The sequence below is a fragment of the Williamwhitmania taraxaci genome (assembly GCF_900096565.1).
Taxonomy (GTDB): Bacteria; Bacteroidota; Bacteroidia; order Bacteroidales; family Williamwhitmaniaceae; genus Williamwhitmania; species Williamwhitmania taraxaci.
Map to the genome: position 1 here is coordinate 1 of NZ_FMYP01000055.1, position 19,656 is coordinate 19,656.

Here is a 19,656-nt window from a genome sequence, read left to right on the forward strand (position 1 = left end):
TTAAGATACTGATTTCTAAGGTCTTATTCAAATTTATTCACGCCTATTTTTCTGATTGTCAAATATTTACACTAGTTATTACCGAACTATTGAGAGTATGCACTCCAATGATTTGGAAAACCTGTGATATATGTAACTCTTTTCTATACTTGTGTAACGCTTTCGGTGTTCTATAAGTAGATCTTTGTTGTCGAAATTGGCTCACGAAGAAGTTGTGTCATGAAAAAGGCACGGGGAGCTTATACGCAACGATGGCGGAATATACATCTTCGTAGCCGGTGCAATAATCGTTCTGCTCCAAGCAACACAACTATCATTAATAATCATTAAATAGTTTAAACCATAATAAACAGTCGTTATGAAGAAAGTTGGAATTATCATTATGGCAATTGGGTTGGCCATTACCCTAATTACTGGATTTAGCTATGTTACCCGAGAGAAGGTTGTTGACTTGGGCGAGATACAGGTATCAAAAAACAAAAACCACAACGTAGCATGGTCGCCCATAGCGGGAATTGTGGTCATGGTAGTTGGTGGGGGCATCTTTTTGTTTGGGTTGAAGAAGCAGTAATTTCTTCGCTCATTTCGTTGCCAAAGATTGTGCCTGAACCTTAAGAAGTTGGCAAGTCAAAACTTACATCAAAAATGACCATACATTTTAAAGGGGTAGTTTCCGAAAAACCATAAAAGTAGGATTTGAGATTTAAATGATGTATTATGAAAACAATAAATAAGTTAGTATTTGGAGCAGTTGTTTTGTGTTTAGTTTCATGTGCTTCAACTGCAAAATTTCCAGTGTCGAGTGTTACACCAGCAGCAGTAATAACTGCAGAAATGAAGCAAGATAAAAATAAAAACTATGTAATTGAGGTAACTGCTAAGAATATGGCGAGTGCTGACAGACTTAATCCTCCAAAAAACAATTACATTGTTTGGATTGTAACCGAGAATAATGGCACTGTGAATATTGGTCAATTGATCAATAAAAATGCAAAAAAATCTTATCTTAAAACTACGACCCCGTTTAAAGTTTCAGAAATATTCATTACTGCTGAAGAACAAGGAGATATTTCATATCCTTCTGGTATTGAGATTTCCAGAACACATTTTTCAAGGAAGCGATGAATCGATTGTTTATAGTTGGTTAAATTATCTTTTGTTTCTGCTTTGGAAAGTGTTAGTATTTAACAAAATCACTGATAACGTGGAAATTCAAGGATTATGCCCTGCATAACTTCTGTGTTGGTGTATAGTTATGAACTCCGCAATCCATTACTGGCATACAATCAGTCCCTATTATAGGGCAAATGGGCAGTAGTATTCCCATCGGGAGAAAGCGGGTATTAGGCATTCAAAACTAATTTAATTGGAGGATATTTATGAGCGCAAAGAGATCAAACTCGTCAAACAAAACACTGGTTTACATCCTTGCAATAGTAGTTATTGTATTGTTAGTAATGTATTTTGGTGGTTCTGGCTGGTTAAATGGTGCACACGGGCGCATGTCGATGAATATGGCGCATTGGAACTGGACCCAAATTCTTATTAGTCTCGGCGTAGGCGTTGTGCTAGGATGGTTTGTTTCTAAGAGGTTGTAGGATTAGCAACGTCTAAAAGTTGCGTTAGTTTTATTTAATAGCACAGGGTATGTCGACCGAACGAAAATCAGTGGTCTTCCCATTGTCGAAATGGTATGGGGTGAAGCGAAAAAAGAGAAATGCGTTTCGATGGTTTATTGCCATAACGATCATTTTGATTGGCATATTCATCTACGGAAAATTTTTTTATATCTACAGCGATGGATACCGGGCAGGCTTGCTGCAAAAATTCTCCCACAAGGGCAATATTGTTAAAACCTACGAAGGAGAGATGATCCTCAGCAGTATATCCAGCAATGCCAATGTGGCCCTTGCTTCTGAGAAGTTCTTGTTCTCGGTAACCGATAAAAAGTTGGCAATGCAACTCGATACATCACAAGGACAAATGGTGATTGTGCACTATCGCCAAAGAAACGGAGTTCTTTTTTGGCATGGCGATTCGGAATATCAAGTCGACAGTGTAAAGATCAAATAATCACTGTCCTTTTGCACCATACCTCAATCCCACTTCTCATTGTGCCTACCAAAAAGGAAGAGGAGTTAAACCGTGCAACAACCCATTTTCCTTTGCTGGTTTTTATTGGGAGAGATGTGGTGTAACGCTGATAAACCCGCAACTGTATATCGACATCGCATTTCACAAAATATATTTTCGATCCATGACACACGACGATTTTAAAGTTAAAGTGCTAGGCCGAGCAGAAGTCAAATCGAAGCTTACGCCATCTTCTCTATCCGATGGCACGGCCTTTGGGTTTATAGAGAACGATGATAGGGTGCTAATAAATACTACGCTTAGCAACTATAAGCAAGATGTGGAGACAAGTAAAACTCCCATTTCATTCGAAATAGCGGGACCGCACGAATATCTTTATTTTAATCCATCCAATACAAAGGTTGCTATAGTTACCTGCGGTGGATTATGCCCAGGGGTAAATAATGTTATCCAGAGTGTTGTAAACCAATTATATTACCGGTATAAGGTAAAACAAATTGTTGGCATACGTTACGGGTACGAAGGCTTTATTGCCAAGTATAACCATCAGGAGGTTGAATTGACTCCACAGAGCGTGGATAAAATACATTTTTTTGGGGGAACAGTTCTTGGAACCTCGCGAGGAGATCAGGATATAGTTCAGATTGTTGATAGGCTAAGCAAACTGAACATAAACATTCTATTTTGTATTGGTGGTGATGGAACCCTACGCGGGGCACATGCCATACACCAGGAGATACATCGACGGAACCTTAATATTTCTGTTGCCGGAATTCCCAAAACCATCGATAACGACATTAATTTTATTGATAAATCGTTTGGGTTCGAAACAGCCTTTACCATTGCCAACGACATTATTCGCTATGCTCACAACGAGGCCATTGGAGCGTATAACGGTATTGCGATTGTAAAGCTCATGGGCCGCAACTCTGGATTTATTGCTGCTCATGCAGCGCTGTCGGTGCATGAGGTTAACCTTGTGCTCATTCCCGAGATGGCATTTGACATGGATGGGTCCAATGGCTTTTTGAATGTATTGCAGCGCCGACTCGAGAATCGCCATCATGCCCTCATCGTTGTGGCTGAAGGTGCAGGACAACACTTTTTCGATAGCGCTACCTTAGAAAAAGATGCCTCGGGAAATATTAAAAATAAGGATATTGGATTGTTCCTGAAGGAGAAAATTACGGAGGAATTCGAAGCGAAAGGTTTTCCATTTGTCCTCAAGTATATTGACCCAAGCTACATAATCCGAAGTGCTCCGGCCAATGCTAACGACAGCAAATTTTGTGGGCTTCTGGCCCAAAATGCTGTTCACGCAGCAATGGCTGGTAAAACCGATTTTGTTGTAGGCCATTGGAATAGCAATTTTACACTACTCCCTATTCCAATCTCCGTTTCGAAACGCAAGGAGATAGATGTAGAAGGTGAATTGTGGTGGAATGTAATCGAAACCACAGGGCAGCCCGCAAGCATGAAAAAACAATAACGACGGATCGGCCTTTAACCTTACCTGTGAAATATGCAAATAGTGTAAATAATTGTGTAACAAATGTATTTCGGTTGAATGGTATCTTTGCCATATAATTCAAAATATGTCTCAACTAAAAATTTAGCACGATGAAAGATGCCAATGTTGGATTTTGGAATGAGCGAAAGGAGAAACTCAAGCTGGAATATCCAAATATCACCGACGACGATTTACGCTTTAGCGAAGGTAAGGAAAAAGTAATGGTGGAATTGCTTGGCTATAAACTTGGTAAATCAGAGGAAGAGGTCAGAGTAATAATAAACGACTTAAAATAGGGAGACTAGCTATTTGTATTATTGCTTATCGGGCATTGATAGCAATATTACAAGGCATTATCCTACCCTCTCTGTTTTTTTAAACATGACAATACGCCTTTTTGAAGTGTGAATTATGTAATTCTTAGCAGGATTTGTGTAACACTTATGGTCGTCAGTTGTTTTACTTTGTAATCGAGAAAACTTATATACACGCGTTACACTGCTTTTAAGAACTTGATGACTTAAACTATAACTAAAATAGAAACCATGAAGAAACAACATATTGCCTATGCCTTAAGGGTGCTTCTGGCTGGAATCAACTCCCAAAAGCATACTCTTGTAGTTGCGATTATGCTTTTTAGCGGTATGGCAATGGCCAATACTCCTCTGGCTTCGCAGAAACAAATAGGGATGTTCATTAACTCAACTACGTGTGTTGTTCTTGAGAATGGCCCCGATCCATACAACGCCTACATAAAGGATGCGGTGGAAAAGCACTGGAAATCGACACCATACGAGTTTATCGATGCAACGGAGTTCGAAAAACGTAGATTCGATTCAAAGTATTCGTTCTTAGTACTCATGAAAAATGTTTTTGGGATGGATCCCGGTGGCGTGAGTTACAATTATGTTAGCCTCGTTCTGGGCGATAAATCGCAAGACATGACTAATATGCCCGAGTTATGCAGCATACCACTTTTATACTCCGACGACGCTTCCTTAAACTATAGTTATGCCATTCCAGCAATTGTTAAGTTTGTGCAGATACATGCCAGAAATCTCGAAAAGAAACGGTTCCTTATCTCCTTGAGCGGGTTAAGCTACTACAACTCGTCGGGGTTTCAGGATAAGGAGTTGCTTATACTTAAGGATAACTTAGCGCCAGAAGCCAATTCAAGCGAGAAGATAAAAGATTCTTACCCGAATTTTGTGAAGTTGCTCTCTGCTGAAGAAATGCGGAAAGCCGTCGAGGCAAATCCAAAGAATGCCCTTTTTCTCTTACACGTTGGGCCAAGCAAGAGTATGAGTGCAGGAAAATGTTTTGAAATGATTTTTGATGTAGATGGAAATCTCTACTACTATAATTCACGTAGGATTACCAACGATGACCCAGATGGATTTAGATTGATGGATTTTCGACATATCAGATAGGTTGTTACCTATTTGTAATACCTAAATAATTCATAGCCATGAGAATTCTATTCATTGGATTTATTGCATTTGCTTGCTGGTCCGCTTTCTCAACGTATGTATATGTGTGCAAAGTAAAGGGTCTTTGCAATGAGCAGCAAACAACCATCGTGGTGGCAGAGAGCCATCACGATACCAAGGTATCTCCCCCAGATACTGTAAAGCAAGCATTAATACCCCAGGACCTGGTAGTCCACTTTGCTTTTGATAATTCAGCCTTCGAGGCAAACCAAGAAGCGAGCCAATACTTCGACGAATCAAATGCCTATATGAATCAAGATTCAATGGCAAAACTTAGCATAACAGGCTATACCGATGCTATTGGAACCGATAAGTATAACCAGGCGTTGGGTTATCGAAGAGCCCAATCCATGCAACAATATTTCGAAAGCAAGGGAATTTCGGCCAACAGAATTAGCATTGAATCGAAGGGAGAAAAGGAACCAATTACCGATAATAGCACCATTTTGGGTAGAGCCGATAACCGGAGATCTGTCGTAACCCTTAAAAAATAAAAATATGAGCAGATTTATCTTATTACTAGTACAAACACGAGGTGAGGCAACCTTAATTATACTAGCCCTATTGCTGGGTTCAGCAATCATTGGATATGTAACTGCATGGCTCTACTTCAAGTCCTTATACAAAACAGATAAAAAAAGACTTGAATCGCAATTGGAAGCGCTAAAAATCCAAAACGCCAAACTTGTGGCTGAAAACGGTGATCTAAAAAAGAGCATTAGCGACAGTAAGAGTGAGTTGGTGCAGCTTACCAAGGAGATCCACACGCTTAACATAAATAAGGCAAAAGTTGAAAATGAAAATGAGAGCCTAACGCTGAAAAATGCTAATGCAAAACAGAAGTTGCAGGATCAAGCTCTGTTGGAAATTAGCCAGCGTAAACATTTGCTGGACTACAGTAGTTTTGGCACCTCAACAAAGGAGGAACAGGATAATCTTCAAATGATTAGCGGTATAGGTCCGTTCATTGAAGAACGGCTGCATGCGGTTGATATTTACTCATTTAAGCAGATAAGTAAATTCACTCCACTGGATATTGAAAAGATAAACCTTGCCATTGAGTATTTTGCTGGTAGGATTGAACGCGACGAGTGGGTTGCACAGGCTAAGGAGTTAGTAGAGGATGAAAAGATAAGGGAAGAGGCCTTGGAGCGCATAAGAACTCGAAAGACCCGTATTTATTTTCATCGAATTGGAATTGCCCACAAAGACGAAGCGAACGACCTCACCTCTATTAGCGGCATAGGCGGATGGATTGAGGCTAAACTTAATGCTTTGGATATCTTTACTTTTCGGCAGATAGCAAATTTTAACGAAGAGGACATTGACCTTGTTACCGAAGCCATTGAATTCTTCCCAGGAAGAATTGAGCGGGATGAATGGATAGCGCAGGCGAAAGAACTAGTCAAAATCGAAGGAAAGAAGGCGAATCTTCTTAAGAAAATTCAGGAACAAAAGAATAAGATTTCCTACGACAGAATTGGACTTGCCCTTGAGCACCAAGCCAACAACTTGACTCAAATAAAGGGAATTAGCTCATGGATTGAGGAGAGGCTTAATCTGATTAACATTTACACATTTGATCAGATTAGTAAGTTAACGGCAGTTGACGCAAAATCGCTTGCTGAGGCGTTAGATATTTCTCCAAACCGAATTGAACGGGATAATTGGATTGGTCAGGCAAAGGAGTTGGCCAACGCAAAGGTTTGAACAAATGATAAGGAAAAATTGGAAGGACTGATAGTCGACTAAAAGATATCACCTGTATAGTTGCTATCATCTCCTCGTTACTCTTAAAGGGCTCGCCAATTCTGGTGAGCCCTAGTAGTATTCCTTCAGCCGTTAGGCAATATATTAGATTTAAACAGTTTAATTCGATATCCACAGATTAACCAATTCCATACTCATCGCTAAAGTTATGGAAGATAAGAAGGGCAAAAACGACTTATTCACAATATAGAGACTACCTTTAGAAAAATTAATGACAGCTATGCAAGTTTCAATAAATCGAAAAGATTTAAAATTTCTGCCAGATTCATCCAGAGTCATTGCACGTTTTTTATATATATCCGACGAAAGAGCAAAAGGAATTATCCAAACGGTAATGGGTATGACAGAAATCGAAGCACATTCTCTCTTAAGACCTGTCTTAAGAGATTATTCACTTCGGCATCGGAATATCAGTGCAATCTTTGAAAGGCATTTTAACAGAAACGCTCCTTTGTTTGACCAGCTAAAAATTGATCCTAATTCGCTCGATTATAACCGGAGAATGCTAATTGGTTCTTACTTTACCATGGAGTATTCCGTTGATTCCGCAGCCCTATTTAATCCTTCCATAATGGAACACCCCGATCAGTCGGAGATAAGCAAGGATGAAAAAAGGGTAATTATAAGTTTGAGGGCTACCGGAGAGGGACATATTTCGTCCATCGTATTTCGAACGGGAATTTTGGATAAACACAGCAGTCTTACCATCGAACCCATTGGAAAGATGCTGGAGGAGGCCCAGAATATCACACGGCATGTCTACGATAAAAAGTCGTTTACTAGCAAGTTGGAAGAAATGGACTTTCATTCAATTGTTCCTCCCGAAGTGATTCTCGATAAACTAAGCGATAGTTTTACTTATGAAGACCTAAAGAGAGTCGTTGAAGAAGTAAGAAGTAGTCTTCATCTTGCTGCGGATAAAGAATTGTTGATCAGCCAAATAGTTTGGTTAGCATCCTCTCATTACGAACTTCAATTTTCAATAGATACATACATATCGGAAAGGGTAATTTTTCCAGTTTCGATGAATGAAAGAAATGGTATTGAAGATGCCCGCTTCGTCAAGTTTACCGATGATAATGGGGAAACAACATACTACGCCACATACACTGCATATAATGGCAGTACAATACTGCCAAAGTTACTCTACACAACAGATTTTTATTATTTCAAAAGTTTACCAGTCCATGGTGAAATTGCTCAGAATAAGGGGATGGCGCTGTTTCCTAGAAAAATAAATGGCAAATATGCAATGCTTTGCCGGTTAGATGGGTTCAATAATTATATTGCTTTTTCGGATAACATAAACATTTGGCGTGAAGCAAAACTAATACAGCAGCCTAAATTCCCTTGGGAATTGGTACAGATTGGAAACTGTGGTTCGCCCATAGAAACAGACGAAGGATGGCTGGTGCTCACCCACGGCGTTGGCCCCATGCGCGAATACGCTATAGGGGCATCATTATTCGATCTCCAAAATCCTGAAATTGAAATAGGCCGGTTAAGCCAACCGTTATTGTCTCCCAATTCAGATGAGAGAGAAGGCTATGTGCCTAATGTTGTATATTCCTGCGGATCGATGGTCCATAATGAGAACCTAATCTTACCTTATGCCAAGTCCGATTATTCATCCACTTACGCCTCGATCAATTTAAAGGAACTGTTGAATGAATTAAAAAACTCAGGTAAGGCTTAATTAGCCTTACCGAATTCATCGTGAGCCTGTAAAACAGCCAGATAAGAAATCAAATAGGCCAGCGTGCTTTCGGCTCCCTGATTACGGTTAACACCGTTTATGTCAAAGCCATCGCAGCAGCCTTTGGTTTCAAAGTCGTAGAGGTTCACTTTCAAATCATTTTCGCCTATAAACCATAAGAAGCAAGCATACATTTTGCTGAGATACTCTTTTTCTGAAGTTAAACGAAACGCCTGATGATACATTAGAACCATTGCCATAGCATCAACCGGTTGCTGTGAGAAGATAGACCGTTCGCCATCTTTATGGTACCAATTTTCATTCCCAACAATTGATAAATTATTGTCCTTCAACGTTACTTTTGTAAGAAAATTCATCGATTCGATAGCCGCTTTTTTTACTTTTTCATCATTCAATATCTCTGCTGCATGTAAAAGCGCCAACGGTAAAAACCCATTATCATAAGCAATTACTTGCTCAAACCATTGCCAGTCGGGCGTCCTGTTTTCATTATAATGCCTTACCAGTATATTGACAAGATGCCGCAACTTCTCTATCATATTTTCATCAGAAGGGGCGCTTTTCAAATAGTAACAAATACCAATGATAGTGTTGGCGATACTTCTGATGGACTTTAACTTTTCGAAATTGGGCGTGGCATTAAAGAATATCTGCTTCCCTGCTTGGTAAAAGGCGTTATTAGGTGCATTACCCAACAGAAACCCAAGTGCCCAAATGGTACGGCCAAAAGAATCTTCGGAACCAACCTCATCCAAAAAGTTTCGGCTGAAGCTTAGAAAGTTCCGGAAAGTACCATCGGAGTTTTGCATGTAATGAATGTAACTCAAATAGATGGTAGACAATTCGAGCGCTCTTTGATTTTTCATTTGCCGGTAGTGCATAACCACCATCAGCAAAGCCCGAGCATTATCATCCATGCAATACCCTTCCTTCAAGTTAGGAATACCAAATTCAGCATGTTGTATGATGCCAGTATCATCCGTCATCCGATTGATATGGTCGAGCGAGAAGGGAGGTAGAACCAAAAGATCGAGTTCTCCTGCTGCTTGTTCAACCACTTTAGGCTCATCTTTTACGATTTGCTCAGCAGCCTCTAGGTATTTCTCTCCAGTTTTTGGCCAAGTGATGCCTAATCCATATTCGTAGGCATTTTGCTTCATCGCACTTAACTCATGAGGCTTATCAAATAGCTCTATCAGTAAAGTAGATAGACTCTTGTGATCGCCAAAATCGAACAACTTTCCTCTTTCATCGGCCAACAATTCGGCAGCATGCCAATATGGAGTAGAAACAACGCCAGCACCAATTCCTACTGCATAGGAGAGGGTGCCACTGGTTATCTGAGCTTCATTCAAATATGGCGTAATATAAATATCGCACGCATAGAGATATTTAAACAAATCTTGTTCATCCAGAAATTTGTTAAGGAATACCACATTCTTTTCCACCTGCAGGCTTTTTGCCAGTCGCATCAAGTAGATGCGGTATTCTTCGCCTGATTCGCGCAAAACATTGGGATGAGTTTTGCCCAATATAATATAGAGCACTTCAGGATATTTTTCAACAATTTCGGGCAATGCTTTGATGACTGTTTCTAGTCCTTTGTTGCGGCCAACAAAACCAAAGGTGAGCAACACCTTCCTTTTTTCGAGTTTGAACTCCTTTCGGCATTTCTCTGGACTAAACTGAATATCAGGTACGCCATGCTCGAATAGGGAGATTTTTTCCTTGGGCACATTGTAAATCTCCTCCAGAAACTCGATAGCCTTATGGCTCATAACCACTACTCTGTCAGCCATTGTGCAGATTTCCTGCATAATGCTCTTTTGGCTAAAAGAGGGAGTTTTTAGTATGGTGTGCAAGGTGACGATGAGCGGTATTTTTAGCTTATGTAATAAGGGCAGTATATATTTTCCGTCCTGTCCACCAAAAATTCCGAATTCATGCTGAAGGATGCAAACATCCGCACCACTCAAATTTATGTATTCTACGGCCTCCAGATAGTCTATTTGATTATCCTGCCTGATGACTAGTTTCACCTCGTCGGGATAATTGTATGAGAGATCGTGGTCGCTTAAGGCAACAATGAACCCTTCATTCCCTTTTTTTCTGCTGTTATCATTGTTCAATATCGACTTAAACAGGTTGTTGGTGAAGGTACCAATACCGCATTCTCGCGGAGGATAAGTGGCTATAAAAGCAAATTTCATACGCTATAGTTTATGTTCTATCTAATCTTTTTCTGCTATACGTCTCTCAGTTTGCGAGCAACTTTTTGAAGCGTTTCCTAAATGTACGATTATAGTCACGTTTTTCCTAGTTCTTTCGTAACTATTTGCCTGATGGAACAATTGATGCAACAGTCACTCTGCATTTATGAATAATTCTTGAGCGGCCAGTTGGGCCAGATACTAGTGGAGGGTATTCTACTGAAAACATCTACTAGTATACCTATTAATCAAATGACCATCGGATTAATCCAATTTCGCCCACTTCCATTTCAATTACAAGTTTACCTACACTACTCTCTATTACGTTGTAAGAAGTAACTTCATCTAATGTTAATATTTTCCCTTCCTCCGCCAATTTCCATGTCCCTGATTCTGTATTATCACAGTTATCGGAGATAACATATGATCCATCGGATTTAAAAATCCATTTTGCATTTTGGTCGCAGTCTATTCCAGCATTTACGCCGGCAATAGTCTTTGATTCTAAATTCCAATTTTTTACACTCATATTATCCTCAGTATTTTCTTTTGCACAAAATGCAAATAGAAATACAGATAGTATCCCAAAAGCGACAATTGACAAACCGCTGATCTTTTTCATAATCGTTTGTTAAAGTTCGTAACAACATTAAAAGCAAATATAAGTGTTCCGATAATCTACATATTACACACTTTTGTTTAAAAGTTACATTATTCACACGTCTTCGCAGTGGTTGAATTTCTTACATTCGTTGGCGGATAAACTCGGCTTCTCTACGTTTTCCATCCGGAGGTGGTGTGTGATTAGCCTATATTGGACGTAAAAGGAGGCCGAAATGAGCAAATTAAAAAGTATTGTATACCTTCGATTCGGCTTAGGAAATTGTCAGTATGTTGCAATAGCCCCCAGCCGGAACTTAGAGGCGCATCGTCAGTTACAATTAAAAAACGAAATAGGATGAATGTAAAAGAGCAATTAATAGGAGTTAAAGATTACTTCACCCCAAGAATAATTACTGAAGTTAATGACCAGTATGTGAAAATTGCCAAAATAAAAGGTCAGGAAGTTCCTTGGCACAATCATGACAATGAAGATGAACTTTTTTACATAATTGAAGGTGAACTTCTAATGGAAATCGACAATGAAGCCGGAATAACTATGAAAGCGGGAGATCTGTTTGTAGTTCCAAAAGGAGTTAATCATAGAGTTTCTTCAATAGACGAATGCTCAATTATGTTAATAGAAACCAAAACAACAAAACATACGGGAGAGGTTGAGTCTTCCATAACCAAATCAATTCAAGATCAGTCCTATTAAATATTAGATAAAGTAGTTACTTCTGACAAAAAAACTTTAGGAAAAAATAGTTTTCTTGCTTTTTTAAAAAACTAAAGTATCTTTGCCAACTCAACAAGAAGAAAAAATGACATTTTTAACATTACATCTCCATCATTCTCATTCTGGCCCTCAGGCGAGCTGAAAATGGTATGTGTAATAACATAATATTTCAAAACCCGTCTGAGTAAATCAGGCGGGTTTTTTGTTTCTATATCCCTTCCCCGGTTTACTCAGGCACTAAAAACCAAAATATGAGTAAACTGAAAATTGCAGTTCAAAAAAGTGGCAGACTTTACGACGATTCGTTAAAACTCCTAAAAGATTGTGGAATCGACATCAACAATGGTAAAGACCAGCTAAAGGTATCTGTCGAAAATTTCCCCTTGGAAATACTCTACCTACGCAATTCGGATATTCCACAATACATAGAGGATGGAACGGTTGATGTAGCCATTGTTGGAGATAACTTATTGATCGAAAAACAGAAGCAAGTAGCGGTAGTTGCAAAATTGGGCTTCTCGAAATGTCGCGTTTCCTTAGCCGTTCCTAAAGAGGTAACAGAGGATTCCATCAGCTATTTCAACGGAAAAAGGATTGCTACATCCTACCCCGTTACGCTTCAAGCCTACTTAGATAAAAACAACATTACAGCAGAAATACACACCATCTCGGGTTCGGTGGAGATAGCACCCAACATTGGTCTGGCCGATGGTATTTGTGACATTGTAAGTTCTGGAAGCACTTTATTCAAAAACGGGTTAAGAGAAACACAGGTAATACTAAAATCGGAAGCAGTTCTGGCAAAATCATTACAGCTTACACCCGAGAAAGAGGAGATTTTAGAGAAGTTATTGTTTCGAATTAAGGCAGTATTAAGAGCTAAAAACAGTAAATACATTCTGCTGAATGTGCCTAATGAGAAAATTGAGGCGGTATCAAAAATTCTACCCGTTTTAAAAAGCCCCACTATACTACCGCTAGCGCTAGAAGGTTGGAGTTCATTACACTCTGTTATCGACGAAAAGAAATTCTGGGAAGTAATTGATGAGCTGAAGCGAGCCGGAGCCGAAGATATTCTAATTGTACCCATCGATAAAATGGTGATATAATGAAGGCATATTACCAACCCAGCAGAGAAAAATGGGAAGAGCTAATAAAGCGCCCAGCCATTAATGAAGCGCAATTAACCCACACGGTGACCTCTATTATTAATGAGGTTAAGCAAAATGGTGACAAAGCACTCAAGGAATATGCTGCCGTTTTTGATGGTGTGCAGCTGAATAGCCTAACCGTTTCGGATGATGAAATGCAAAGCGCTATTGAGCAAGTACCGCAAGAGCTGAAAGATGCCATTCGGGTTGCTTATACCAACATTAGCACTTTTCACAAAGCACAACAACGCCAGGAGGAGGTAGTGGAAACTGCTCCTGGCGTAAAGTGCTGGAGGAAATCGGTAGCCATCGAGAAAGTAGGGTTGTATATTCCAGGGGGAAGTGCTCCATTATTCTCGACCATTTTAATGCTGGGAATACCTGCTCAAATAGCCGGCTGCAAAGAAATAGTGTTGTGTACCCCTTCCAACAAAAAAGAGGAAGTAAACCCTGCCATACTGTATACCGCCAATCTGGTTGGCATTTCGAGAATTTACAAAGTAGGCGGTGCTCAAGCAGTAGCGGCAATGGCTTTTGGAACGGAGACTATTCCTCGGGTATACAAAATATTTGGGCCGGGGAATCAATACGTAACAAAAGCAAAGGAGCTTGTTCAACAAGCAGGAGTGGCTATTGATATGCCGGCCGGACCAAGCGAGGTGCTTATAATTGCGGATGACACGTGCAACCCAGGCTTTGTAGCCGCTGATTTGTTATCGCAAGCAGAGCATGGCGCCGATAGTCAAGTGATACTATTGAGCGATAGTGAAAGCGTTGTGAAGCAATGCTTGTTAAATGTCGAAAAGCAATTAGCACTGCTACCAAGACAAGCAATTGCGTTAAATGCGCTATCCAACAGTAAGGCTATCGTAATGAAAAGTATTGAGGAATGCATCGAATTTAGTAACCGCTATGCCCCGGAGCACTTAATTATTGCATCGGAGCGTGCAAATCGAGTTGTCGATAGCGTTTACAATGCAGGTTCGGTATTCTTAGGTAATTACAGCTGCGAGTCTGCCGGCGATTATGCCAGCGGCACCAATCACACGTTGCCCACAAACGGCTTTGCGAAAGCCTACAGCGGGGTGTCGCTCGACAGCTTTGTGAAGAAAATTACCTACCAAGAGTTGAGCAAAGAAGGCATTAAGAACATTGGGAAAGCCATCGAAATTATGGCCGAAGCCGAAGAGTTGATGGCACACAAAAATGCAGTTACACTAAGACTAAAGGAGATTAATAATGGTTGATATCGAAAAATTGGTGCGTCCAAACATTCTAGCGTTGAAACCCTACTCCAGCGCTAGAGATGAGTATGCAGGTGGTGCGGGTATTTTCCTCGATGCCAATGAAAACCCTTTTGGAGAGCTGAACCGCTATCCAGATCCTCACCAGCGAGACCTTAAACACAAGTTAGCCACGCTGAAGGCCGTAAACGATAACAATATTTTTGTTGGTAACGGCAGCGACGAGGTGATTGATTTAGCCTTTCGAATATTCTGTATCCCGGGGGTGGATAAGGCGCTAACCTTCGCCCCCACTTACGGCATGTATGAGGTCTCGTCCGCCATCAATAACATTGAGCTGTTGACGATTCCGCTTACCACAGACTTTCAAATTGATGTGGAAAAGGTAAAGCTCTACTTTGCCGACAGTAGTATTAAGTTACTGTTCATTTGTTCGCCCAATAACCCAACAGGCAATTTAATGAACAAACGTGATGTTGAGTATATCCTCAAAAATTTCAATGGAATAGTTATCATCGATGAGGCTTACATCGACTTTGCCAAAGAAGCATCGCTAATAAGTTTAATAGATCAATACAACAACCTGATCGTTAGTCAGACATTCAGTAAAGCGTGGGGATTGGCAGCAGCTAGGGTTGGGTTGGCTTATGCCAACAGTGAGGTAATATCGCTCTTCAACAAAGTAAAATCGCCTTACAATGTGAGTAAAATTAACCAACAAGCGGCCATTGATGCGCTCACAAAATTTGAAGTGTATTCCGAAAGGTTAACTCTTATTTTAAAGGAAAAAGAACGATTAATCGCTCAACTTCAAGAATTAGTAATAGTAAAGAAAATCTATCCCTCTGATGCCAACTTTTTACTGCTGGAAGTAGAGCATGCCGATAGTTTATACACGGCTTTAGTCGCACAACATATTATTACCCGAAATAGAAGCAAACAGGTCGAAAACTGTATTCGAATTTCGATTGGAACACCACACGAAAACGATGAATTAGTAAAAGCGCTAAAGGATATATAATGAAATATCCAGGATCAATAACCTTAACACACACGAGGCTGATTATTTCCCGGATATTCCATATGACCGAATTAGTGAAAAGTTAAAAGATACCAGATGAAAAAAGTATTATTTATAGATAGAGATGGAACCTTGGTAATTGAACCACCGGTAGATTACCAGCTGGACAACTTAGAGAAATTAGAGTATTATCCAGGCGTTTTTCAATGGCTTGCGAGAATTGCCGCCGAGCTCGATTACGTATTGGTTATGGTAACCAATCAGGATGGATTGGGAACCGACTCTTTTCCCGAAGAAACCTTTTGGCCTGCTCAAAACAAAATTATCCAAGCGTTTAAGAATGAAGGCATCGTGTTTAGTGAAATCCTTATTGACAAAAGTTTTCCGGAAGATAATGCGCCTACCCGAAAACCAAGGACCGGATTACTAAACAAATACATCTATGGCGATTACGATTTAGCCAACTCTTATGTAATTGGTGATAGAGCAACAGATATTGAGCTGGCAAAAAACCTAAATGCTCAGGGTATTTTTATTGGAGAAAGGAACGAAGAGGCGGTGCTATGCACTACCAATTGGACAACCATTTACAACTTCTTAAAAGCCATTCCAAGAAAAGCTTCTGTAACCCGAAAGACTAACGAAACAGACATATGCGTTTCAGTGAACCTCGATGGTAGTGGTAAATCGAAGCTGGATACGGGTATTGGGTTCTTCGACCATATGCTGGAGCAAATCGCTAAGCACGGCAATTTAGATTTAGATGTTACCGTTAAGGGCGATTTAGAAATTGATGAGCATCACACCATTGAGGATGTTGCGATTACCTTGGGCGAAGCCGTTTTAAATGCTCTAGGGAGTAAAAAGGGTATTGAGCGTTATGGATTTTTATTGCCCATGGACGACTGTCTTGCCCAGGTAGCAATAGACTTTGGTGGCCGACCTTGGCTGGTATGGCAAGCCGAATTTACACGCGAAATGGTTGGCGAAATGCCCACAGAAATGTTTATGCACTTCTTTAAATCGTTTAGCGATTCGGCAAAGTGCAACCTAAACATAAAAGCCGAAGGCGAAAACGAGCATCACAAAATCGAAGCAATCTTTAAAGCATTTGCAAAAGCAATAAAAATGGCGGTAAGCAGCACAGGAAACTACAGTATACCAAGCACAAAGGGAACCATATGATAGCCATAATAAAATACAATGCCGGCAATATTAAGTCCATGCAGAATGCCTTACATAGACTGGGATTTGAGGGTGTGATTACCGATGATAGAGCCACGATTCTGTCCGCAGAAAAAGTGATTTTCCCCGGAGTTGGAGAGGCAAGCACCGCCATGAGACATTTAAAGGAAAGAGGTTTGGATGAGGTGATCAAATCCGTTACTCAACCCTTTTTAGGCATATGCTTGGGATTGCAGCTGATGTGTAATAAATCGGAAGAAGGAAACACTTCGTGCTTAAGCATTTTTGATGCCGATGTAAAACAGTTTCCGCCCAAGGATAAAGTGCCTCACATGGGTTGGAACAATTTTGAATCGATCCAAGGAGAATTATTTAAAGGCATCGATAAAAATGATGATGTATACTATGTGCACAGCTACTACGCCGAGCTGAATAATAATACGACGGCAGTTTGCAATTACATTTCTCCTTTTAGTGCAGCGCTAAAAAAAGACAATTTTTATGCTACCCAATTTCACCCTGAAAAATCGGCTGGAGTTGGAGCGCAAATACTCAGAAACTTCTTAGAATTATGAGAATAATACCCGCAATAGACATTATAGATGGTAAATGTGTTCGACTCTCGAAGGGCGATTACAACACCAAGAAAGTGTATAGCGAAAACCCGTTGGACATTGCCAAATCTTTTGAAGATCATGGAATTCAATACTTACACCTAGTAGATTTGGATGGAGCTAAATCGCAACACATTGTAAATTACAAGGTATTAGAGAGTATTTGTTCCGGCACCCAGCTGAAAGTTGATTTTGGGGGTGGTTTAAAATCCAACGAAGACGTGAGAATCGCATTCGAAAGCGGTGCAAACCAAATTACAGGAGGCAGTATTGCGGTTGTAAGTCCCAATATCTTTATGCAATGGATGAAGCAATACGGAAGCGACAAAATCATACTTGGAGCCGATTGTAAGAACAGAAAAATTGCAACTTCAGGATGGATTGAAACCTCCGAGCTGGACGTGATAGAGTTCATCAAACGCTACCAGAAAGAGGGCATTAAGCATGTAATATGCACCGACATTGCTAAAGATGGCATGCTACAAGGGCCATCCAATAAGCTGTATGCCGAGATAATCTCAAAGACCAGCGTAAGGCTGATAGCGAGTGGAGGCGTTTCAAATCTGAATGATTTGATGCAGCTAAAAGAGCTGGGATGCGAAGGTGCTATTGTGGGGAAAGCTATTTATGAAGGTGAAATTACATTGACCCAACTGCAGAAGCTATGCTAAAAAAGAGAATAATACCGTGTCTGGACATTAAAGATGGACGAACGGTAAAGGGAATCAACTTTGTGAATATTAAAGATGCAGGCGATCCTATTGAGCTAGCCAAACGATACGTGGAACAGGGTGCAGACGAATTAGTGTTTTTAGATATTACCGCAACGGTTGAGTATAGAAAGACCCTAATTGACCTGGTGCAACGAATTGCTGCAGAGATCAACATCCCTTTTACCGTGGGTGGAGGAATAAGCTCGGTGGAGGATGTGCGCAATTTAATAAAAGCGGGAGCCGATAAAGTGAGCGTAAATTCTTCGGCGGTAAAACGCCCCGAATTAATTAAAGAGATTGCTCAAGAATTTGGAAATCAATGTGTGGTTGTTGCCATCGACACCAAATTTGAAAACGGTGAATGGAAAGTTTTTGTAAACGGAGGAAGAACCGCTACCCCATTAAAGACCGTGGAATGGGCCAAGCAAACAGAGCGGTTAGGAGCTGGCGAGATTCTCCTAACCTCCATGAACAATGACGGACTTAAAAATGGCTTTGCCATAGACATTACAAATCAAGTGGCTAAAAGCGTAAACATTCCGGTAATTGCTTCGGGTGGTGCTGGCAGTAAACAACACTTCCACGAGGTATTTGAGCAAACAGGAGCAACAGGAGGATTGGCTGCTACTGTTTTTCACTACGGCGAAATACCCATACCCGAACTAAAAGCGTATTTAAAAACCAAACAAATACCCATACGATGACAATAGATTTTTCAAAAGGAAATGGACTAGTTCCAGTGGTTATTCAAGACAATAACACACTTCAAGTTCTTATGCTAGGCTATATGAACGAGGAAGCATTTATGAAAACGAAAGCCGAAAACAGGGTGACGTTTTTTAGTCGAAGTAAAAACCGCCTGTGGACCAAAGGGGAAATGTCGGGCAACTATCTTGAAGTAAAAGATCTTCAAATCGATTGCGATAACGATACCCTTTTAATTAAAGCAAAACCAGCGGGGCCAACTTGCCACACCGGTTCCACATCGTGCTTTAATGAAGTAACGGCAAAAGGTTTTGTATATGATTTGCAAGCCACCATTAATCAACGGATTGATGAGAATGATGAATCCTCATACACCAACAAACTTTATAGGAAAGGTATCAACAAAGTTGCTCAAAAAGTGGGTGAAGAAGCCGTTGAATTGGTGATAGAAGCAAAAGACAATGACGACAACTTGTTTAAGAATGAGGCCGCTGATTTATTGTATCACTATTTAATACTGCTAAAAGCGAAAGGCTGCACATTTGAGGACATTGAAGGTGTTTTAGAAAAAAGAAGAAAAAGCAAGTAGCGCAGAAGGCTCCCCCCGCCAGCGAGGCCCTCACGAGCATTTGCGAGTAACAGCTGGCAAGGTGGTTTATTCGCTTCGCTCATGAGATCGCTTCGCTAAGTTGGGGTGACCCCATGCACTGACCCGGAGCGAAGCGCACGACTAGCGGGAGTTGTTCTGCTTCCTTTTGCAGGTTTGATCCCTATAAAATGGGAAAGTGCGCTTATACCAGCACACTTTTCTAGGAACCTTTGGTGTAGTATGCATCATCGGTCGTTATTCGGCAAATGTAGATATCGAAATTTATCTCTTAAAATATTTGGTC

At 40.4% G+C, this 19,656-nt stretch carries 21 protein-coding genes; 19 read left to right on the forward strand and 2 right to left on the reverse strand.

Annotation, left to right across the window (positions count from 1 at the left end; translation table 11 throughout):
- Window positions 1-358 precede the first annotated feature (358 nt).
- The 10 genes from BLS65_RS13000 (at window position 359) to BLS65_RS13040 (ending at window position 8,560) form a co-directional block, all read left to right on the forward strand.
- Window positions 359-571, forward strand: coding sequence for a hypothetical protein (locus tag BLS65_RS13000; protein WP_092439691.1), 213 nt, complete (start codon window positions 359-361; stop codon window positions 569-571).
- 146 nt (window positions 572-717) lie between these two features.
- The gene (locus tag BLS65_RS13005; RefSeq protein WP_092439694.1) at window positions 718-1,125 is read left to right on the forward strand and encodes a hypothetical protein; all 408 of its coding nucleotides are present in this window, start codon (window positions 718-720) and stop codon (window positions 1,123-1,125) included.
- A gap of 254 nt (window positions 1,126-1,379) precedes the next feature.
- Window positions 1,380-1,598: a hypothetical protein gene (locus BLS65_RS18025; protein ID WP_125869871.1), complete on the forward strand. Its 219-nt coding sequence runs from the start codon at window positions 1,380-1,382 to the stop codon at window positions 1,596-1,598.
- Between the two features lie 49 nt (window positions 1,599-1,647).
- Window positions 1,648-2,073 (forward strand): hypothetical protein, encoded by a 426-nt coding sequence (locus BLS65_RS13010; protein WP_092439696.1) that lies wholly within the window; start codon window positions 1,648-1,650, stop codon window positions 2,071-2,073.
- 184 nt (window positions 2,074-2,257) lie between these two features.
- Window positions 2,258-3,583: an ATP-dependent 6-phosphofructokinase gene (locus BLS65_RS13015; RefSeq protein ID WP_092439698.1), complete on the forward strand. Its 1,326-nt coding sequence runs from the start codon at window positions 2,258-2,260 to the stop codon at window positions 3,581-3,583.
- A 131-nt stretch (window positions 3,584-3,714) separates the two neighbouring features.
- On the forward strand, window positions 3,715-3,900 hold the full coding sequence (locus tag BLS65_RS13020; RefSeq protein ID WP_092439700.1) for a CsbD family protein: 186 nt from the start codon (window positions 3,715-3,717) through the stop codon (window positions 3,898-3,900).
- A gap of 249 nt (window positions 3,901-4,149) precedes the next feature.
- Window positions 4,150-5,034 carry a hypothetical protein gene (locus BLS65_RS13025; protein WP_092439702.1) on the forward strand — a complete coding sequence of 295 codons (885 nt, stop codon included), beginning with the start codon at window positions 4,150-4,152 and terminating at the stop codon, window positions 5,032-5,034.
- A gap of 38 nt (window positions 5,035-5,072) precedes the next feature.
- A complete protein-coding gene (locus tag BLS65_RS13030; protein ID WP_092439704.1) occupies window positions 5,073-5,588 on the forward strand; it encodes an OmpA family protein in 516 nt (171 codons plus the stop codon).
- Between the two features lie 4 nt (window positions 5,589-5,592).
- A complete protein-coding gene (locus tag BLS65_RS13035) occupies window positions 5,593-6,804 on the forward strand; it encodes a hypothetical protein (RefSeq protein WP_092439706.1) in 1,212 nt (403 codons plus the stop codon).
- 400 nt (window positions 6,805-7,204) lie between these two features.
- Window positions 7,205-8,560 carry a glycoside hydrolase family 130 protein gene (locus BLS65_RS13040; protein WP_212590551.1) on the forward strand — a complete coding sequence of 452 codons (1,356 nt, stop codon included), beginning with the start codon at window positions 7,205-7,207 and terminating at the stop codon, window positions 8,558-8,560.
- On the opposite strand, the gene BLS65_RS13045 is transcribed toward BLS65_RS13040, so the two are convergent.
- Both BLS65_RS13045 and BLS65_RS13050 read right to left on the reverse strand, forming a co-directional pair.
- Window positions 8,557-10,791, reverse strand: a complete 2,235-nt coding sequence (locus BLS65_RS13045; protein ID WP_092439708.1) for a glycosyltransferase — start codon at window positions 10,789-10,791, stop codon at window positions 8,557-8,559. The two genes, BLS65_RS13040 and BLS65_RS13045, sit on opposite strands and share 4 nt — an antisense overlap.
- A 244-nt stretch (window positions 10,792-11,035) precedes the next feature.
- A complete protein-coding gene (locus BLS65_RS13050) occupies window positions 11,036-11,413 on the reverse strand; it encodes a lipocalin family protein (RefSeq protein ID WP_092439710.1) in 378 nt (125 codons plus the stop codon).
- Window positions 11,414-11,749: 336 nt separating this feature from the next.
- Between BLS65_RS13050 and BLS65_RS13055 the strand changes: the two genes are divergently transcribed.
- From BLS65_RS13055 to hisIE, 9 genes are all read left to right on the forward strand, one after another.
- Complete coding sequence (locus BLS65_RS13055) at window positions 11,750-12,109, forward strand: cupin domain-containing protein (protein WP_092439712.1); 360 nt, start codon at window positions 11,750-11,752, stop codon at window positions 12,107-12,109.
- A gap of 272 nt (window positions 12,110-12,381) precedes the next feature.
- Window positions 12,382-13,239, forward strand: coding sequence for an ATP phosphoribosyltransferase (hisG, locus tag BLS65_RS13060; protein ID WP_092439714.1), 858 nt, complete (start codon window positions 12,382-12,384; stop codon window positions 13,237-13,239).
- Complete coding sequence (gene hisD, locus BLS65_RS13065) at window positions 13,239-14,528, forward strand: histidinol dehydrogenase (protein WP_092439716.1); 1,290 nt, start codon at window positions 13,239-13,241, stop codon at window positions 14,526-14,528. The genes hisG and hisD overlap by 1 nt, the downstream gene beginning before the upstream one ends.
- Window positions 14,521-15,546: a histidinol-phosphate transaminase gene (gene hisC / locus BLS65_RS13070; RefSeq protein ID WP_092439717.1), complete on the forward strand. Its 1,026-nt coding sequence runs from the start codon at window positions 14,521-14,523 to the stop codon at window positions 15,544-15,546. Before hisD ends, hisC begins: the two co-directional genes overlap by 8 nt.
- Window positions 15,547-15,642: 96 nt before the next feature.
- Entirely contained in the window at window positions 15,643-16,731 is a 1,089-nt protein-coding gene (hisB, locus tag BLS65_RS13075) for a bifunctional histidinol-phosphatase/imidazoleglycerol-phosphate dehydratase HisB (protein ID WP_092439719.1), read from the forward strand.
- Window positions 16,728-17,306 carry an imidazole glycerol phosphate synthase subunit HisH gene (gene hisH / locus BLS65_RS13080; RefSeq protein WP_092439720.1) on the forward strand — a complete coding sequence of 193 codons (579 nt, stop codon included), beginning with the start codon at window positions 16,728-16,730 and terminating at the stop codon, window positions 17,304-17,306. Before hisB ends, hisH begins: the two co-directional genes overlap by 4 nt.
- Window positions 17,300-18,016 (forward strand): 1-(5-phosphoribosyl)-5-[(5-phosphoribosylamino)methylideneamino]imidazole-4-carboxamide isomerase, encoded by a 717-nt coding sequence (gene hisA / locus BLS65_RS13085; RefSeq protein ID WP_212590552.1) that lies wholly within the window; start codon window positions 17,300-17,302, stop codon window positions 18,014-18,016. Before hisH ends, hisA begins: the two co-directional genes overlap by 7 nt.
- Complete coding sequence (gene hisF, locus BLS65_RS13090; protein WP_092439724.1) at window positions 18,010-18,762, forward strand: imidazole glycerol phosphate synthase subunit HisF; 753 nt, start codon at window positions 18,010-18,012, stop codon at window positions 18,760-18,762. Before hisA ends, hisF begins: the two co-directional genes overlap by 7 nt.
- The gene (hisIE, locus tag BLS65_RS13095; protein ID WP_092439726.1) at window positions 18,759-19,352 is read left to right on the forward strand and encodes a bifunctional phosphoribosyl-AMP cyclohydrolase/phosphoribosyl-ATP diphosphatase HisIE; all 594 of its coding nucleotides are present in this window, start codon (window positions 18,759-18,761) and stop codon (window positions 19,350-19,352) included. The genes hisF and hisIE overlap by 4 nt, the downstream gene beginning before the upstream one ends.
- Window positions 19,353-19,656: the final 304 nt, after the last annotated feature.

Coding starts and splice junctions, on each gene's coding strand:
- BLS65_RS18025 (WP_125869871.1), top strand. CDS start 1,380: ATGAGCGCAAAGAGATCAAACTCGTCAAACAAAACACTGGTTTACATC.
- BLS65_RS13030 (WP_092439704.1), top strand. CDS start 5,073: ATGAGAATTCTATTCATTGGATTTATTGCATTTGCTTGCTGGTCCGCT.
- hisG (WP_092439714.1), top strand. CDS start 12,382: ATGAGTAAACTGAAAATTGCAGTTCAAAAAAGTGGCAGACTTTACGAC.
- BLS65_RS13015 (WP_092439698.1), top strand. CDS start 2,258: ATGACACACGACGATTTTAAAGTTAAAGTGCTAGGCCGAGCAGAAGTC.
- hisF (WP_092439724.1), top strand. CDS start 18,010: ATGCTAAAAAAGAGAATAATACCGTGTCTGGACATTAAAGATGGACGA.
- BLS65_RS13025 (WP_092439702.1), top strand. CDS start 4,150: ATGAAGAAACAACATATTGCCTATGCCTTAAGGGTGCTTCTGGCTGGA.
- hisD (WP_092439716.1), top strand. CDS start 13,239: ATGAAGGCATATTACCAACCCAGCAGAGAAAAATGGGAAGAGCTAATA.
- BLS65_RS13050 (WP_092439710.1), bottom strand. CDS start 11,413: ATGAAAAAGATCAGCGGTTTGTCAATTGTCGCTTTTGGGATACTATCT.
- BLS65_RS13040 (WP_212590551.1), top strand. CDS start 7,205: ATGACAGAAATCGAAGCACATTCTCTCTTAAGACCTGTCTTAAGAGAT.
- BLS65_RS13020 (WP_092439700.1), top strand. CDS start 3,715: ATGAAAGATGCCAATGTTGGATTTTGGAATGAGCGAAAGGAGAAACTC.
- hisH (WP_092439720.1), top strand. CDS start 16,728: ATGATAGCCATAATAAAATACAATGCCGGCAATATTAAGTCCATGCAG.
- BLS65_RS13055 (WP_092439712.1), top strand. CDS start 11,750: ATGAATGTAAAAGAGCAATTAATAGGAGTTAAAGATTACTTCACCCCA.
- BLS65_RS13010 (WP_092439696.1), top strand. CDS start 1,648: ATGTCGACCGAACGAAAATCAGTGGTCTTCCCATTGTCGAAATGGTAT.
- BLS65_RS13045 (WP_092439708.1), bottom strand. CDS start 10,791: ATGAAATTTGCTTTTATAGCCACTTATCCTCCGCGAGAATGCGGTATT.
- hisB (WP_092439719.1), top strand. CDS start 15,643: ATGAAAAAAGTATTATTTATAGATAGAGATGGAACCTTGGTAATTGAA.
- hisIE (WP_092439726.1), top strand. CDS start 18,759: ATGACAATAGATTTTTCAAAAGGAAATGGACTAGTTCCAGTGGTTATT.
- hisC (WP_092439717.1), top strand. CDS start 14,521: ATGGTTGATATCGAAAAATTGGTGCGTCCAAACATTCTAGCGTTGAAA.
- BLS65_RS13035 (WP_092439706.1), top strand. CDS start 5,593: ATGAGCAGATTTATCTTATTACTAGTACAAACACGAGGTGAGGCAACC.
- BLS65_RS13000 (WP_092439691.1), top strand. CDS start 359: ATGAAGAAAGTTGGAATTATCATTATGGCAATTGGGTTGGCCATTACC.
- BLS65_RS13005 (WP_092439694.1), top strand. CDS start 718: ATGAAAACAATAAATAAGTTAGTATTTGGAGCAGTTGTTTTGTGTTTA.